Consider the following 17,837-nt stretch of genomic DNA (forward strand, 5'->3'; position numbering starts at 1 on the left):
CTGCTGGTTAGGACCAGCAATGGTCTGGGCGTGACTGCCCAGCTGCGCGTTACGTTCCGCTTCGGTTTTCGCGCCAGCCACATTCTTCGATGTCACTGGCGCCGAGGTGTCGGTGGCGTAGCCACCGGTCAGGTCAAAGTCACCAAAATCGATGTATCCAGCTGTCTTCAGCGACTTGGCCTGCTCAAGGAACTTGATGGTGGCATCCAGTGCGGCAATCACTTTTTTGGCGGTATCGACCTGAGAGGCCGGCAAACGCAAATAGGCGATATCGATAAACTTGAGCTTGGCCACCCCCATATCCACGGTGGTGTTCAACAGGTTAATCACCGGCTTCAGTGGGCCGACGATCTGCCAAATGGTATCGAAGGTATCACCGAGGAAACTTTCAAACACCGAGCCCACATCCAGGCGCACATTTGACAGAGTAATCTGCGGGTCACCAAACGAAATACTGGCACCCTTGCTGGTGGAAATAGAACCGCTGGCAAGGTCCTGGAAGTAGTGAATGGTGGTATCAATGGACGGCAAGACATCCGCCGCCGTGGTCGCCACCTTGGCGAACAGATCCGCTTCCGCATAGGCATTGGCGTTGATCGCCAGACCAATTTTTTCACCCAGCTCCAGACGCCCGTCGCCACCGACAGTGCCGGCACTGCCCCCCAGGTCCTGGATATCAAAGCCGAAGTGACCGTGCAGGCCACTGCCGCCTTTGGTATTTACGTCTTCCACATCCACTTTCAGGAAGCCCAGCGTCCCCTGGGCTTTGGAACCGGACACCAGGGTGGCATCCACATCCAGAGCGATCTCTTCGCCCTTGCTGTTAATCCCCGAGGTATTCAGGAACACGCCAAAATCCGGCGCCCGGCCTTCCAGTGCCATGTTGCCGATGCCAAGACCAATGCCCATCAGGTAATCGATCTGCGCACGCAGCGCCGCATCCACATCCAGACCCAGCCCCGGCATGCCGACACTGAAGTCCACCGGCAGCTCGCCATCCACCAGCACGCCACCGAACTTGATATCAAAGGTAAGCAGACCGTTGGGCGACAGAATCAGCTCAATGTCGTCAGCGCTGGTGGGTTTACGGGTAAGGATCTTGCCGTTGTCGTCGTAGCGAATCGCACCATTGTCGTCCTTATCCGGCACCACAAAGGCAAACAGGTCACTGTCCAGCACACTAAGGCCGTCGTAGAGTGCCTGGCGAATTTCGTTGAGCAGGGTTTCAAACACCTTGCCGCCACTGGCTTCCAGTTGCTGCAGTGTTGCCCCCAGACCACTGCCGGTACCCTTGCCTTCCCCGTCGACGATATAGTCGTCGCCGGACTTGTCACCCATGATGCTGGAGCCAATACTGCGCAGGCTGTTGGCCAGATCATCAAACGCTGAACCACCGACCAGCGGCAGCTCGATATTGTCGATACCGTTGGCCACCTCGTCGATGGCACCGAAGAAACCTTCCAGTCCGGCGCGCATGGTGCCCGGGTCGTTGAGGAGGCCCAACAGCGCCGCGACGATATCGAAGTTCATATTGAACTTCGGCAGGTTGTAGTTGAAGGTATGGGCAAAGTTCGCGTTCTGGTCAACGCTGAAACTGGCGCGGGCGTTCAGCACGTTGTCGGCAATACCGTCAGAGTTGCGATCCTTGTCTGTTCCACCCAACGGCAGCGCCTCAATCGGGAAGAACAGAGGCAGGTTGATACCGGCATTGCCGTAGGCTTTCGCCTGGAAGGCATCGCGCAGCTCACCAAACTCCAGATAGCCGTCACCATCGCTGTCGCCGGTGGGGCTGCCAAGGTTGGCGTAGAAGCCCAGGTCGACCATGGCCGAGCCGTTTTTGCCCACCAGACCGATGGTACCCAGCGCGCCGGCGTCGAAGCCCAGTTCCACGCCCATGTTGCTGGCACTGCCTTGCACCGATGCGTAAATGCCCGTCTGCTCATCGATGTAGTAGACCGGCGTGCGCACATCGCTCAGGTCAAAACCAAAGCCCAGGTCCAGGCCGGCTTCGGCACGCAGCAGTATCTGTGCATCCGCCTCCACATTGATGGCATCCAGTGCACCGGCGCCGAGGCCCAACCACTCATCCAGGTTCAGGTCATCGATGTCCAGGTCCAGGTCGAAGGCCTTTTCGGCAAATACCTCAAAATTGAGATCGAAATCGAAGGCCGAATCGAAATAGCTCATGCTGACAATGTCAGCATCATCCGCCACACCCAGTGGCTGCAGCAGGATACGCAGCTCTTCGTTGAGCATCTCTTCCAGCTGCTGGATATTGCGCGCCGCGTCGCGCACCGTGGAGACGGCGTTACTCAGACCGGCGGCAAAGCTGACCGCGCCATCGCCTAGGATATCGGCGATGCTGACACCGACGAACGGGATCTCGTCGTACAGGGCACCGTCTTTGATATTGAAGCGGCTCAGCGTCTGCGTGCCGGTGATTTCGTTCTCGACAAGGACTTCATAGGCCACGTCACTGGTATCGTAACTGCCGGCCTCTGCCCAGGAGCTGAGTTCATAAACCTGCAGCTTGCGCACATTGTCGATGTAGGTTTCCACACCCCAGACGTCGCTGCTGCCGTCATTCCACTGATACAGGGTCAGGCCTTTGCCGTCTTCCAGAATAACGTACTTGCTCTCCTGGATACCGTCCGCTTCCACCGCGGTATAGTCGGCAACCACAGGGGTATCAGACCTCTCGGACCAACGCTCTTCAAAATAGGTGATGGTGCTGCCACTGATCTGGCCCAGCACCTGGGTATCCGTGCCCACCACATCCTTGAGCAGGTCGTCGACACCGCCAATGATCATATCCAGCGACAAGCCACTGAAGCTGAACACCTCTTCCAGGTTATTGAACTGTACCGCTGAAGGGATACTGGCGAGGAACTGGGCGATGTTGGCATCGTCCGGCAGCACACTGCTGGAAGCCGTGATAAAGCCTTGCTGGTCACTGAAACCATCCAGCGCACCGGCGAGGGAAATCGGCAGCAGCACTTCGTAATGGGCATCGCTGTCCAACTGCGGCAGGCTCACCAGTGAACCACCGGCATCACTCACCATACCGTCGTAGGTCAGCACGCCATCAAAGCCCATGCCCACGGAGGCACCCAGTGACAGCGCCGCATCATTGGCGTTAAAGCCAACCGGGCCAATGTTCAGGCCAAAGTCGTAGGTCTTCAGCAGACTACCCTGGACTTCATCGCTGATATCAGCCGCATCAATCGGCTCCTCCACCACAATGGTGGTGGTGTTGCTGGCAAAGTCGTAATCGATGCTTTTGACGGTGTACAGGTCGTCGGTGCCATCGGTACCAATCAGGTAGAAGCTGTCGCCAGCCATCAGCATACCGGCTTCGGTGCTGTTGACGGCGCCGGTATGATCACCGGCAATGGTGACGCTGGCACTGCCTGCATCACCGGCGTTGATACCGGTGATGTCGATATACTCTTCACCAAAATTGAAGTTGGCATCCAGCCCCGGGTTTTTGACGTAGAACTGGCCATCGTTATCGACGCCGAAGTTAAACATCATGTCGATACCACCGCTGATCACCAGCGGCTGGGATTGGGTAATCTCCAATGGCAGGGCGAAACCGAAGGTTTCACTGAAGTTGAGCAGCTCGTCCAGGTTCAGGTCTACCAGCTGGCTGAACTCCGCCAGCGCCAGCGATACGCTGTATTCCTTCTGGTTGGACGACGAGGCGATAGTAACGTCATAGTCGCCCTGCAGGTGCTGCAGCAGGTCACGGGTGGAAACGCTGTCGTTCAAGTCAAGGTAAGCGTCAATTGCCTGCACAAACGTGTCGATACTGTCGTGAATATTTCCGGCCAGATCGGTGACGCTGTTGCCCAGCAGGTCGGACAGGGACTTATCGGTAAACGGTATGGCAGTCGCGTCGTCCAGATAGGCATCGATCTTGGCGCCCATGTTCTGCGACCAGTCGGCAAACTGGCCCAGGCCAACGCTCAGTTTGGTCTGGTCGGACAACAGCATAAAGTGATCACTGGTGGGCAACAGGCGTTGACCCTTGTCGATCAGCTCATCCATCAGGTCCGGCGTACCCAGATCCGGGTGTTCCATACCCAGCGTATGACCCATCTCGTGCATCAGCACCGTCAGCAGATCAATAGCGTCATAGCTGTCGTCACTGTCATCACTGGCAGTGGTATCCACATACCAGGAGCCACCGCCGGCATCCACATCCAGGGTAATAGTGTATTCACGCTCACCGGTTGTGCTGTTGAGCACGCTGGTGGTTCTTCCCACCACACCAGTATCGCTGATGTCGGCGATCACAACCGTAATATTATCCAGAGCTGCCAGCGTATCCGCGGGCAACACAGCTTCCCAGCGCGCCCTGGCTTCCGCCACCAGGGCATCGATATTCTGGCCGACACTGAGGGAGCCCCCGGTACCTGTAGCCACTGTGGTGGTCAGGTCACCGAAGCCCTGCGATCCCTTAAAGGCGGTCCACAGGCCAGCGCCTGTGGACTCAGTTTGCAGCCCTTTCTCTTCGAAAGTGCCGTAGGCCTTGACCTCGTGGTAGGTACCATTTTCGTCGGTATAGCTATAGGCAACAAAGGTACCCAAAGCATCGTTTTGCTCGGCCGACTTGCTGATCTTGTGGGTCACCGCCGAGAAGTCCAGCACGTCATCACCGCCAGTAGCGAATACCTGGTCGCGACCGAACTGGTCAAAGAAGTAGAAGGTCGTGGCCGGGGTATCCACCGACAGGTCGCTGACCAGCCCGGCGTTGGAACCGGTAAATTTCAGGGTAATCACACCGCTGGCAGTCTCTTCCAGGGTATAGCTGATACCGGACAGCTTGGTCAGCGCACCACTCAGGCTGAGGCGGGTGTCATTGTCATCCTCACCTATCTCGAACTCGGCTTCCAGGCGCTCGTCGGTCTTGTCGGGATTGACAAAACTGAGCTTCAGCTTCTCGCCTTCGGCATAGCTGCTGCCATTGAAATCCAGGGTGTATTCAGCCGCTGCGCCCGGGTTGGCCACCCTGTCCATCAGCTCGGTAACCACCACCTCACGGCTGTCGTCGCGCAGAATATCGTTGCCCTGACCGCCTTCGATCATATGGATGTTTTTGAATTCAGCCGCCAGCGTGGCGCCATCGCTGATCGTGGTCACACGGGAGCCGTGGAACAGCAGTGAACTGTCAAAGGTAATAGCGGTGATGGCGGTGTTCTGTGGATCGGAGAACTCGACATCCAGAGTAAAGCTGGCCGCATCACTGACGCTGACATCTGTGGTAATACCCAGCAGGGCATTGAGTGCCTCCTCCAGCGCCAGCGCGATGCTGCCCGGATTCAGACTGCTAATGGGCACACTCACACTGACCGGACCGCTGACCCCATCCGGGTGCTCAAAACCGAAGCTGAAACTGCCGCCGCGCAACTGGCTGCCCAGAGTCAGCTGGTGAACGTAGTTCTGTTCGGCACCGGACACCGCGCTGGCCGCAAACAACAGGCTGTCGCCAGGCGCCACCAGTGTCAGGTCGGTAACACTCAGCTGCACAGCATCCTGAAAGCGCTCCAGGTCCAGGAAGGTAATGAGGAAATTACTGCCATCCACCGCCACACTGAAGCGGCCGGGAGCAGCGGCATCCAGCGCCGCCTGGATATTGGTGCGGGTGTCGATGGGAGTGGCGCCCACTGTGATGGTGCCACTGGTAAAGTCGGCCAATGCCGCATCACCACTCAGGGACAGGGTAAATTGATCGCCCGCCAATCCGGCCAGCGACAGCTGCTGTACCTCATCGACCTCGGTACCGGGAGTGGAGCCGTCGCGCCAAACCTTGCCGGTGGCAATATCGATGGCGAAGTTGCCCAGCTCACCATCGACGCTGATGGTGTTGCCGTTTTCATCCATGTCGCCGCCGTCGACAGTGTCCTTGCCACTGCCATGACCGACCACAAAGATGTTGTCGTTGCCGTTGCCGACGAAGGTGTCATCGCCCAGCGAGCCAATCACCTTGGTGTAGCCGGCCACCGCGTTGTTGGACAGTTTCCACATGGAGCTGCCGTCAACCGCGTCATTGAGGATGCCGGACAGGCCATTCCAGCGCTCACCCAATACCGAGGTGGCACCGCCGAAGCTCACCGCCGACTCACCGATTTCGCCCCACACCGGCACATCGACCGAATCCCACAGGGTGTACTCAATACCCGCCGTACCATCGACCGTGACACCCACCACGGCATCATTGAAGGTCGCCGGGTTGGTGTAATCGACGTTATCGTCGTAATTGGCGTAGTTGAGGGTGATATCACCTTCGGAAGCGATCACCCCTTTGATACGCGCGTCGCCGTGGAAGGTGAAAATATTTTCACCGCCGCCACCGACGATATTCTCGATACCGGTAGCGAACACATAGTTACCCAGGTAACTGCTGAAGTCCTCTGGCAGGGGCACGCCCAAGGCTGTCAGCGCCGAACCGAACAGCTGATCCCGCACCATAATAAAGTTGGTGCCAATAGAGAGCGGCGCAGTTGGTTGGCCCGCGATCTCGATCAGTTGCGTCAGCTCGGAAATATTTTCCGTGGTGACTTCGTAAATATCGTAATAGAGGCTGTTCTTGATCTCGCGCCCGGATACCTGCCCTTTTTTGCCGAAGCCGGCATCGGACATATCCAGGGTATCGAAGAACTGGGCGTTGGTACCGACGACTTCGAGGTCCGGCAGTTCAAACACCACCGCGCCACCCCACAAGCCACTGAACTTGTAGGTATCCCCACCCCAGCCACCGGCCAGGAAGTGCAGCCCGGGCGCCACCGTGGGTTCGGCAAACAGGGACGGCTCGCCATTGATCACCGAGCTGACCAGACCATTGGCCAGCATCAGTGCCCACTCGTTGGTGATCACAGACTCCAGCAGGTTGCCACCCACCTCAAAGACGTTACTGCCCAGTGCAGAGTTGCCGACGGATTCAAGCGGACTCAGGGTCGAATCCACAACCCAGTTCAGGCCAGCACCAAAGGTAACGTTCTGGATGTTCTGGATGCGACCGGTAAAGCCGGCCTGTTTGCCAAAGGCATGGGTCAGAACGGTCTGGGTAAAGTCGTCCTTGGAGAAGGCCGTGATGGTGTCAATATTCTCACCGGCCAGCAGTTTGTCGGTCGGTCCGGTGGGAGTGGTGGCGATAAACGTGATCAGCCAGGTTTTTACCTTGCCGGCCTCTGCCGTAACCGTAACCTTGCCCGCCCCCAGTGCCGCATTCAACGCCGCCTGGATGTTATTGGCGGTGGTCACATCATTAGCGGTAATGGCAATTTCCCGGGTGGTAATGCCATTGAGCGTCAGGCGCATATTGGTCAGCGCCTGATCGGTCAGCGTCAGGCGCTGTACCTCACTGATGGGCGCAGCGGTGGCACCGTCAACAATGGTCACCACGCGGCCAAACTCGGGCGTCGTCGCCGCGGCGTCTTTAGTGATCATGAGCTGGCTGCCATCCACCACAAAGCCTTGCTGGCCACGGCTGTTGTCGGGCACCAGCTCCACCGTAAACGGAGCTGCCACGGTGCCACTGCCTGTTACCGCCACCACGGTCATGCCGGTGGCGGCGGTCAGTGCTGTCTGAATATTGCTGAGCAGGGTAGCCGGTGTTGCGTCGTAGGTAATCGGCCCACTGCTGACACCCGCATAACTGATGGTAAAGGTACCGCTGATGGTCTCCCCGGCCACAACCGGTGGCAGGGCAAACTTGTACAGCAGGTTGGGATCAATGGCCCCGCCGGCAACCGCCGGATCAGTGCGCTGCAGGTAGGAGGGTACAATGCCCACCGGCACGTCGACCTGGGACTGATCGCCCAACGCCGTGGTCAGCCCATACGCGGTCAGGCCTACCGAGGTCACCGAGTGGGTGGTCAACAGCGGGTCTGCGACAAAATCAATCACATATTTGCCGGCGAGTAGGGCCACATTCACGGTTCCCGTGACGCTCTGTGCTGCGAGGGCGGCGTCCAGTGCCGACTTGATCTCGTTGCTGATATCCGCAGGGTTGGCCGCCTGACTGATATCCACGTAGGCATTCCCGATAACCTCGGAGCCATCGGCTACGGCAGTAAGGGTAAATTGCAGCTGCAATACACCCTGGGTTGCATCGTTGAGAGTCAGGGTTTGTTGCTGCGCTGCAGTTTGCTGTGGTGTCACGGCCGCTGGCGTTCCCAGCGCCGTACCAAAAATGGTTTTCTGGCCAATGGCCGGCAGGGAGCCACCGGTAATGGTGATGGTAAAGGGACCGGAGCCAGTCACACTGACGGTGCCCACCAGCGACGCTTTGGCATTGATCAGGGTTTGCAGTGCCTGCTGGATCTCGGTTGCACCGGCATCATCCGCCAGATGGCCGGTTTCAAAACTGCCAATTGTCAGCACGTAGCCGTCGCCCGCGGTTGACGGCGGGGTAATGGTCAGCACCTGTTTCTGTGCACTGGCCGTACCTGTCGCCTCCAGCGTCGACGTGACCGTAGCCGCCGCCAGCGACAGGTTGGTCAGCACCGTCACCGGCTGGTCGCCTGACGTCAGCCATTCAATATCAAAGGTCCCTGGCGTCGCACCTGCGGTCACACTCACGGTACGCGCCGGTGCCGGACCGGTACCCGTGCCCGCTCCGCCGGTGAGGGCGTAATAGATGGCATTTTCAATGCGCTGCGCCAACGCTGTGTAATCCACAGTCGCACTGCTCGCCAGAGAATAGACAGCCGCACTACCGCTGGCCGCCGTGCGGAATTCCACCAGGTTGTTCTGATTGACGAAGTTCAGCAGGTAGCCGCTGGCATTTTTGCTCACGGAAACCACCGCCGTCCCGGTATCCAGACCGAACTCAAACGCCAGCTGCGCATTGATGGTGGCAGCAATCTCAGTCGCCGTATCGGTGGCAGCAAAACTCAGGCTTTTGGTCGTACCATTAAGGTCGATGTAGTTGAGACTGAACGCGGTATTGTCACTCACCAGCACCTGCTGTTTGACCGGCGGCACCAGGTGCACAGGCCCGGTAGTGGTGCTGTCCAGCATCAGCGTAAAGGCCCCGGAGGTGGCCTCGGGAATATACAGCCGTTGCAGTTCACCATGGTTCCTGCCATCGACAATGGTTTCCACCCGGATCGAATCGGTGGCCACCTTTTTCAGGTCAACCTTGGAAGGTTTGGCCAGGTCAATCAGGCCACCCCCGGAAATATCCACGGTGTTTTTCACCGTCAGATCCGGAGCCGACAGACCCAACAGGTCGGTAATCTCACCGGCGTTGATGTGCGCGGACAAGGGGCGCAGGCCAGTGCCACCGATAATCGTGCCTTCGAAGGCCGTTTTCCCGGCAATGGAGAAGGTGTTGGCATTAACACCACCACGCACCACCGTGTTTTTACCCACATCGGTAAAGACAAAGGTTTCGAAGACACTCTCGCCCAGCAACATATCGACCAGGCCGGAAGCCTGTGAATCCGTACTGAGGGTGTCTGGCCGCGGCGCCAGACGCTCGACGGTCAGCGAGAGCTGACCATGATTACCTTCTACCTTGCCCGCAGTGGCTGTTTGCGGCAAATCGAAACTGCCGGTCAGTGGTGTGGCGAAGGTCAGGTTTACACCATTGATGTCTTTCAGCGCCCGGGTCAGCACCACATCTTCAGGGTTATTGAAAATGATGTTGTAGGTAAAGCCACTGGTCGTGGTGGTCACGGAGCCGAGGGTCGCCTTCGGCTTTTTGACCGTCACCGAGCCCTCACCCAGAGTGGTATTGAGCGCATTCTGAATAGCGAGACGGTTAGCCTCAAAGTTACCGCTGGTCAGGGTAATGGTATCGGTTACCTTGTGCTCACCTTTGCGTACTTCGGTCACACTGGTGGCGAAGGAGGCGCCCTGCACCTCCAGCAGATCAACATCCAGCAACTGGGCATTGGTAAAGACGATATCCCAGGTGTTGGCCTTCATCTCTGCCGAGGTGGACTGCGAGGTCAACGGAGAGCCATCGCGGCTGACACCTGTCACCTTGGTCGCCAGGGTGCCACCGGCAATACTGAGCTTGTTCAGCTCTGCCTGGATTTTGGCCGCTGTGGCCTTGACGTCAACCCGTCCGTCGGCGTTGTACACCATCGTAATCAAGGCAGTGGTTTTCACCTGGCCAGTGGCCGGATCCTTGAACGCCAGCTTGAAAGTACCGCTCGGCATATCCGCGCCGTTGAAGGTCAGGCGCTGCTTCTCCTGCACTTTATAATCCAGTGCAAACTCACCACTGGTGGTAGTGGCAGTTTTCAGCGGCTGCACTTCCTTAACCGCACCCACCTGCTCAAAGTTGAAGTTCAGCTCATCAGCCACCTGGCTGAAGTCGATATCCAGGACATGGCCATTTGAGGTCAGGGTACTGGTATCAATGGTAACGGTTTTCTGTTTGCGCAGTGGCTCTGGCAGGCCAATAGCTTTCAGCATCTCTTCCAGCGACGCCGAACCAAAAATAAAGTGAGCGTCGGCGTTGGGAGCGAGAATGGTTTCAAAGGCGTGCACATCACCGGGACGGCTGCCTTCTTCAATAGTGGCCACATGGCCGGCAATATTGTTGGAGCCAGTGAGCTGGCTGATATCCACCGTCATATCGGCGACATTACTCTCGCCGGGGGTTTTGAAGGTGATCAGAAACTCTTTCAGCGTCGTGGTAAAAGTCTCTACCTTGACTTCAACGCTGTAGGTCATGCCAATGAAATTGCGCTTCAGATTATTGAGTGCGGTTTCGATGGCAAGGCGCGTGGCCTCTTCAAGGGTGGAACCAGCCGGTACCGAGCTGCTGTCGGGAATGGTAATCGCGGCCGTGGTATAGCCGCCCATGCTCAGGGTGAAGGAGCCTTCATTGGCATTATTCAGCGCCAGGAGTTTTACCTCCCGTACCGACGCCCCCTCTTTCTGTACCCAGACATCCGGTTTGCCAACCAATGTGCTGGTAGCAATTTCCGTACTGCTGAACACCACATCACTGATTTCCGGGCTGGTGATTTCCACCTTGAACTTGTTGCCGATACCCGCCAGGGTAACGTTGGCATAGACCGGCACAGAGCGGTTCGACATGGCGTTCTGAATGGCCAGTGCCACATCCTGCAGCGTGGAACCGCTGTTGATATTGATGGTCTGGCTGAAACTTTTATTCGGCGTGACCGCACCGTTGGTCTGGTTGGTTTCCTTGTAGGTAAACGCCAGGGTAAAGCTGCCGGAGTCAGCCATACCCAGATCGAGGGTAAACTCCGGGTTTATGTGGCGGGTAACCAGGTTGGTCGCCGGGTCTACCTCGGTGGTACCGGCCTTGCCCAGACTTACGGTGGGCTTCGCGTAGGTAAAGCCGGTCGCCGCGATTTTCAGTGTCGGTACATTGGTGTACAGCGGCTTCAGGAACTCGATATCAAACGCGCCGGTACCGGATCCCACCGAGCTCACCTTGATAATCTCATCATCGGTGACCGTCGCCGCCAGCCCCAGCAAACTGCGAACCTGCTCTGCCAGCTTGGTCTTGATATTATTGACCGTGACCGACGAGGATGAACCTACCGCAATACCTGTGGCACTAAGGGTACCGAAGCTGCCATCCGGTTTGGGGAACTTGTTGGTATCGGTGGTAAGGCTGAAAGTGCCGCTCTGTGCACCGGCAAGAAATACCCGCTGAATTTCGTTACTGTTGCCGGAGTCGTTCACCCGCACAATGTCGGCGCTTTCGGCAAAGTGACCGGTAACATCACCAAATCCGGTCAGGGTTTTCAACCAGCTGGTTTTGTCTTTGACAAACACACCTGTGCCGGCAATCAGGTTGGTGGAGTTAAAGACATAGGTCATGTTCTGGGTAACGCTGGAGAAATCCAGCACATCGCCCATCTCTTTCAGGCCTTCATCTTTGGTGGAACCGTTGCTCCCCGACTTGCTTTCGATAACCGTGTCATGGCCCCAGCCATTCTCAAACACGTAGCGATCGTAACCGGTACCCCCGATCAGGGTGTCATTACCGACACCCCCATAAAGTATATCGTGACCGGTGCCGCCATAGAGGCTGTCATCGCCCCAGCCACCGCTCAGGTGATCGTTACCGGCACCGCCATTGAGGGCATCGTCGCCGGCACCTCCGGAGAGACGATCGTTACCGGCATCGCCCTTGAGGGTATCGTCACCCAGGCCGCCACCCACGACGTCATTTCCGGCACCGCCGTAGAGCACATCATTTTGGTCAGTACCGGCAACAATGTCTTCGCCGGCGCCGGCCTGCCAGAAGCGTCCGCTGGCAACCTGCTCGTAGTTGTCCGAGAAGATCAGGTCACTGCCACTACCGGTGCTGTTTACCAATGTGCCGAAGTCCCCCAGTACAGTCATGCGTTTGGGGGTACCGATACCGGTATCGCGGGTACCAATCACACCATCAATGCGATCGATAGCGTTGGCCTGCAGGCCGCTGACCGCGTTGGTCACTTCCAGCGCGTCGATTTCGATCCTGGTGAGGGTGGTGGTCATATCATAGCGATCACCGATGACGGTATTACCCAGTGCATCGGTGGTGGAGACCTGCGGCCCCTTGGAGGTCACCTTCCGGGTGATGGTCTTGCCATCGGCGGAGACGGCTTCCGGCTGCGACGTCAGCAACACTGAGGGGTTGAAGTACGCCGCAGTGTCCTGGGGATCGATCTTCTCGAAATAGGTGGTGGCGAGCAGTTTGAGTTCCGGATAGTCACCCAGGTTCTGGAAGGTAATGGTGAAGACATTGTTGGCATTGACGCCAGTACCCGAGGATGCACCGGTCACGGTGACAAATTTTGGTGTTGTTGTAGTGGTTCCGGTGCCGGTGGTGCCCGTACCTGTACCACTGGTGGTGGGCGTAGCCTTCAGCAGCAGGCCGTTAATGGCATTTTCCATGGCGGTGGCGATTTGTGTCGCGACCTGGGCAGCTGTGCCGGTACCGGTATTGCTGATATCAATGGTTTCCACGCCCCCCAGGGAGATGCGGAAGTCCTGGATATTGGCTTTTTTCTGGGCATCCGTGAGATTGGTATCAGCCTTGTACTTGGGGACCGTCAGCGTTTGCACTTCTTTCACCGCAGCCGGGGCAGCCACACCGGTGGCCGTATTGAGAATGCCGGTGACTCCCATCTTCACCGTGCCATCGGCCTGCTTGGCCAGGTCTACCACCACATCCTGTGTGTTGCCGGAGCCGTACTCGGAATAATCGAGTACGTTAACACCGCTGCTGACCGGATCGCCGTTCAGAGTGGTGCCTGTGACCAGCCCCTCGGCTAACGTGCCGGTGGTGTTGGCGGTGAGGATTTTGCCTCGCAGGGCATCCTGATCCTTGATGACGTAGGTGTTCTTGCCCTGACCACCGATGATGTTGGCGATATTTTTGGCGTTGACCACGTAGGTGTAGGTCATGTCCTTGATGATGGGCGCAGCCGTAGTACCTACATTGACCTTGACGTTGACTACAGCCGTAACCTTGACGCTCGAGGTCATAACCGGTGGTGACGCGTTATTGCTGGTACGCTCCAGCTCAAAGATCAGGTCGTGGGTAACATTGCGAAAATCCAGTGTGCCTTCTGTCTCCTTAGACGCGGTATCATCAATCAGAAAATTAACCGTCGGCGAGAGGTCGGTGACACCTGTATCGACAAAATACTGGCCCCAGTTGTCATGGAAGGTGTAGGTGTTGTCGCCCTTGCCACCAATGACCTGCTCAATGTTCACGGCGTTTCTCACCGTATTGGACGCTGCACTGGTCTGCTTGACTGTGGTGCCATAGAACTTGGTGGTGTCGCCCAACTGGGTGTCGTCAGGCTCGGTATAGAACCAGCCCTTGTCCGCATCGCCAGCACCCTTGTGCACCGACGAGTAAAAATCAACGGTCAGCCCGGCATTAACCTCGGAGAAATCCAGGGCATCACCGTCACCGCTGACATTGCTGTTGATGCCATCTTTGCGCGGTGCGGCTTCGACCACCTTGTCAGTGCCCCAGCCATCCTTGAACTTGTAGGTATCGTCGCCCTCGCCACCAATCAGGGTCTGGGCATTGGCGCCTGAGATCAGCAGATCATGACCGGCGCCGGCATCAATTTTCGCCCCGTCGAGGTTGCCCATACTCAGAGACTGCGCGCCACCCCCAGTGGTTACAGAGACAATATCCGACACTGTAAACCCGATAAAACTATCAATACCCTTCACGCGTACAACACCGGAGTCGACAACAGTGTCCAGGGTGGTGCCGCCATCTTTCATATACAGCAGGTCAATCTTGCCGCTGTAGCCCCCCAGGCCTGAGCTGTACCGATCCAGGGTGATTGGTGTACCGCTACCATCGATCATCAGGCGGGTATTGGCCGAATCGCCGGCACGCCCCATGCTCAGGGTTCCCACTTCACCGGACCCGCTGAGAACCACGGCGATGCTGTTTTTCGCCTGCAGTCTGGTGGCCGCGTCCGCCGCCGTGGGGTCGGTGATACCCATGGCAACGTAATCCTTGACCCAGGTGTAGGCGTCGTCGGGGGTGCCTAGCGTGTCTTTCTTGCTGATAGCAATGTTGGCCGCTGCCACGTTGGCAATATCCAGCACCTCAATGGCCACCTTCAGCTCCAGTTTGACCTTACTGGTGCCATTACCCACTTTGATCTGCTTGATCGCAGAAGTGGTATCGCCGGAGGCAAACTGGTAAGTACGCAGTGCGCCGTTGACGCTGCCATCGGCATTCACGCGCTGCGCGGTCAGGGTCGACTTGTTCACCAGTACCAGCTGCAGGTTGTCCGTGATGCCGCTAAAGTCGAGAATCTCCATGCCCGCCTGCAGCTCAATGGTGGCTGTCGACGAGGTAAAGTCAGCACTTGCCGCACGTACGGTTTTGGTGGACACTGTCTGTGTGGCCAGTACACCTTCATAGAGGGGGTCGTTGGAAGAGAACATGGCCGGCACTTCCACCACACCCAGTTCGGTCTCCAGGATCCAGTCACCGCCGATACGGCTGTTACCGGTGAGGTCGGTGGAGGCGGCGATGTCGGCGGCAGTGACACCGGCCAGGCGCTCGATAAACTCAAAACCGACACTACCGTCGGCGAGGTTACAACCGTAGAAGAGGATGTCACCGTTGTCGGTGAGCCCCTCGCCCCAGCTGCGCAGGATGCTGTCGTAATCGGCGAGGTTATCGTTGCTGAGGGTGACATTACCGAGGGTCAACTCGCCAGCCTGGGCGTGGCTGAGCACATGTACCGCCGCCACATCGCCGTAGCCGACCAGCACATTGGCCACTTCCTGCAGGCTGTCCTGGGCAGATGCGCCATCCAGCAACAGCACAGAGACACGTGCATCGCCATTCTGCCACTCCGCCAGCTGCGAGCTGCTGCCTTCCAGCGCACTGAATTCCAGCTCGTTAACCGCCGGCCCCATAAAGCGGTCCAACAGCTTTTCGTAATCTTCAACAGCGGTATCGACAACCACCAACTGATGACCGTTGAGCTGCTGTACGTAGTAGATGCCTTCATCATCCGGCGCCACATAGCCTTCACTCTGACCGTCCGCGGGCTGGGCGGTGTCATTGCTGGCATGAAAGAATTCGGGCAGGACTTCCCGCTCCAGGCGAGGCTGGTCATTCTCGCGCGTGCTCTCAAAATGGCCGTTTTCAACAACCTGTTGAATCACCTGCTGATGATCAATCTGTTCGCGCAACGCCTGGTCGCCGGCAAAAGGTGCCAGGTCTGCCGACAACAGGTAGCGGGCCTCCATCTGTTCTGCCAGGTAGCGGTTGCGGCGTTTTGCCTTGACCGACTGTGCATTCCAGAAGAAGCGGCGCAGCTCCCGAACACGAACGTATTGGGATTGCATTAAACGCGCGAAGATGTATTTCATAGCCCTAGCCCTTGAGCTTTAGTGTCGTGCACGCCTGTGGCGTGTGTCGTTCTTGTTATTGACCGGCAGCTACCGGTCCGTCACACCCTGAATAACAATGTCTTACTGCAGCCAGCCGTTAACGCCCTGCAGATCGCCTTCCACCAACACGCCAGCAGCGCGCTTCAGTTTCAGGCTGTTGATGGCGTAGTCATAACGCGCTTCGATGTAGTTGCGCTCGGCGTCCGCCAGGTCGCGCTGGGCGTCCAGCACCACCAGCATGGAGTAGAGCCCGGCCTGCAGGCCCCGCTCCTTGTTCATCACCACTTCACGTTGCGCAGACACGGTTTTCTGCAGCGCCTTGACCTGGGCGATATTGGCCATGACACCCTGGAAGGCGGAATTGACTTCGTACTGCACCTGGCGCTTGACCCGGGTCAGCTCCTCTTCGCTCTTGTACATCAGCTCGATGGCTTCACGACGGCGGGAAGAGACAGAGCCGCCCTGATAGATAGGTACTTCCAGTTGCAGGGCAATCTCGTCGCCCTCGATACGGCTGGTACCACCGAACAGGGAGCCGCCCTGATCCTCATCAAATTTGCGATACACCAGGTTGAGTGTGGGGTAGTGACCGGAGGTCTGCGCCTTCACTTCCATGCGCGCCTCTTCGAGAGAGAACTGCTGGGTCTGGATGTCCGGGTTGCCACTCAGGGCGCGCTCGATCCACGCCTGCGGTGCAGCGGGTTCCGGCAGCAACAGCGGCACCTCTTCCTGCATGGGCCGCAGCTCGTCGTGCAGTAGACCGGTCTTCTCCATCAGTGCAAAGCGAGCGTCATCCAGCGCCTTCATGTACTGCGCCTCTTCCGCCAGTGCGGTGAAGTAGCGGGCCTCGGCATCTACCACTTCCGCACGCCGCCCGAGGCCGGCACTGCGGCTCTTGCTGGCAAATTCCACATGCCGTTGCAGTGCCTCTTTTTCAGCGCTGATGGCGTGCAACTGCTCTTCGGTTTTCAATACGGTGAAGTAGCGCTCCGCCACCTCGATCAGCAGATCCTGGCGAGCCTTGTCGAGCGCAATATCTGCCCGATCACGCACCACCTTGGATTGGTTATAGCGTACCCAGTACTCGTGGTTGTAGATCGATTGGTTGAGGGTCAGGGCAAAGGAGGTGGTGTCGTAATCGGCCGAGCTGCCATTGGTAACCTGGTTGTCCGATTCCACAATTTCGTCGCTGTTTTCGGTACGCTCGGCGGAGAACGCCAGCGTGGGCAGCAGCCGGGCACGGGCCTGTTTCACCGCTTCCTGATCCGCTGCTTGTTGGTGGCCCGCCCCGCGGAAGGCGGGGTCGGCGTCCTTGGCCTTGTTCAGAACATCCAATAGACCTTCACTGGCCAACGTCGTCCCGCTGGCCAGCCATAGGAGGGCAACCACTGCCCCCGGTAGTCGCACTGTCATAGCACCCTGTCCTTGAGTCCCCAAAATCCTGCAATGGCCATCCCCGTCGCCGGTAATGTCCGGTCGGCACAGGTGGTGTCTCGTTATTTGTCGTTGTGTGCGGTGGCCTGCTGACGCAAAAATCCACCATCAATGTTGTTTTAAGCGCAATATGGTACCAATCTCGTCACAACTCTTCACTATCATGTGAGCGACTCGACATTTCAAAAAACCTGCTTATAACCACTTAATGTATATGGTTATAAGGTTTTCGCCATTTCCGCCCCAGGAAGGTGCAGAAAAGTCTCATCCTTCCATTTTCGACCCATTTATGGATGCCACTTAGGTCGAATTGCACGCCCAGAAGCTCACCACGCTACTCCTGGCTTCTATGCTTAGACCTAAATATTATAAGCCGGCAGGAAGGGTTGCAGCTTAAAGCCATTAGCAGCCCGCCGGCCGGGAACAACGACGGGCAACAAAAAAGGCCACCCGGAGGTGGCCTTTTCTGGCAGCATGCGGACCGCAGCCCGCAGCAACAATAACGCGATTATCGATTACTCGATGAT

The 17,837-nt window shown here is 57.6% G+C and carries 2 protein-coding genes (1 of these 2 only partly in view); both read right to left on the bottom strand.

The features are described 5' to 3' along the window. Positions 1 to 15,855 carry the beginning of a DUF4347 domain-containing protein gene (locus tag GSF27_RS17500; protein WP_160971366.1) on the bottom strand. It extends 20,169 nt beyond the left edge of the window, so the window shows 15,855 of its 36,024 coding nt (coding positions 1–15,855); it begins with the start codon at positions 15,853 to 15,855; its stop codon lies off the left edge, out of view. Positions 15,856 to 15,957: 102 nt separating this feature from the next. Next, positions 15,958 to 17,289 (bottom strand): TolC family outer membrane protein, encoded by a 1,332-nt coding sequence (locus tag GSF27_RS17505; RefSeq protein WP_160971367.1) that lies wholly within the window; start codon positions 17,287 to 17,289, stop codon positions 15,958 to 15,960. Positions 17,290 to 17,837 lie beyond the last annotated feature (548 nt).

This window comes from Pseudomaricurvus sp. HS19, assembly GCF_009857815.1.
Taxonomy (GTDB): Bacteria; Pseudomonadota; Gammaproteobacteria; order Pseudomonadales; family Cellvibrionaceae; genus Pseudomaricurvus.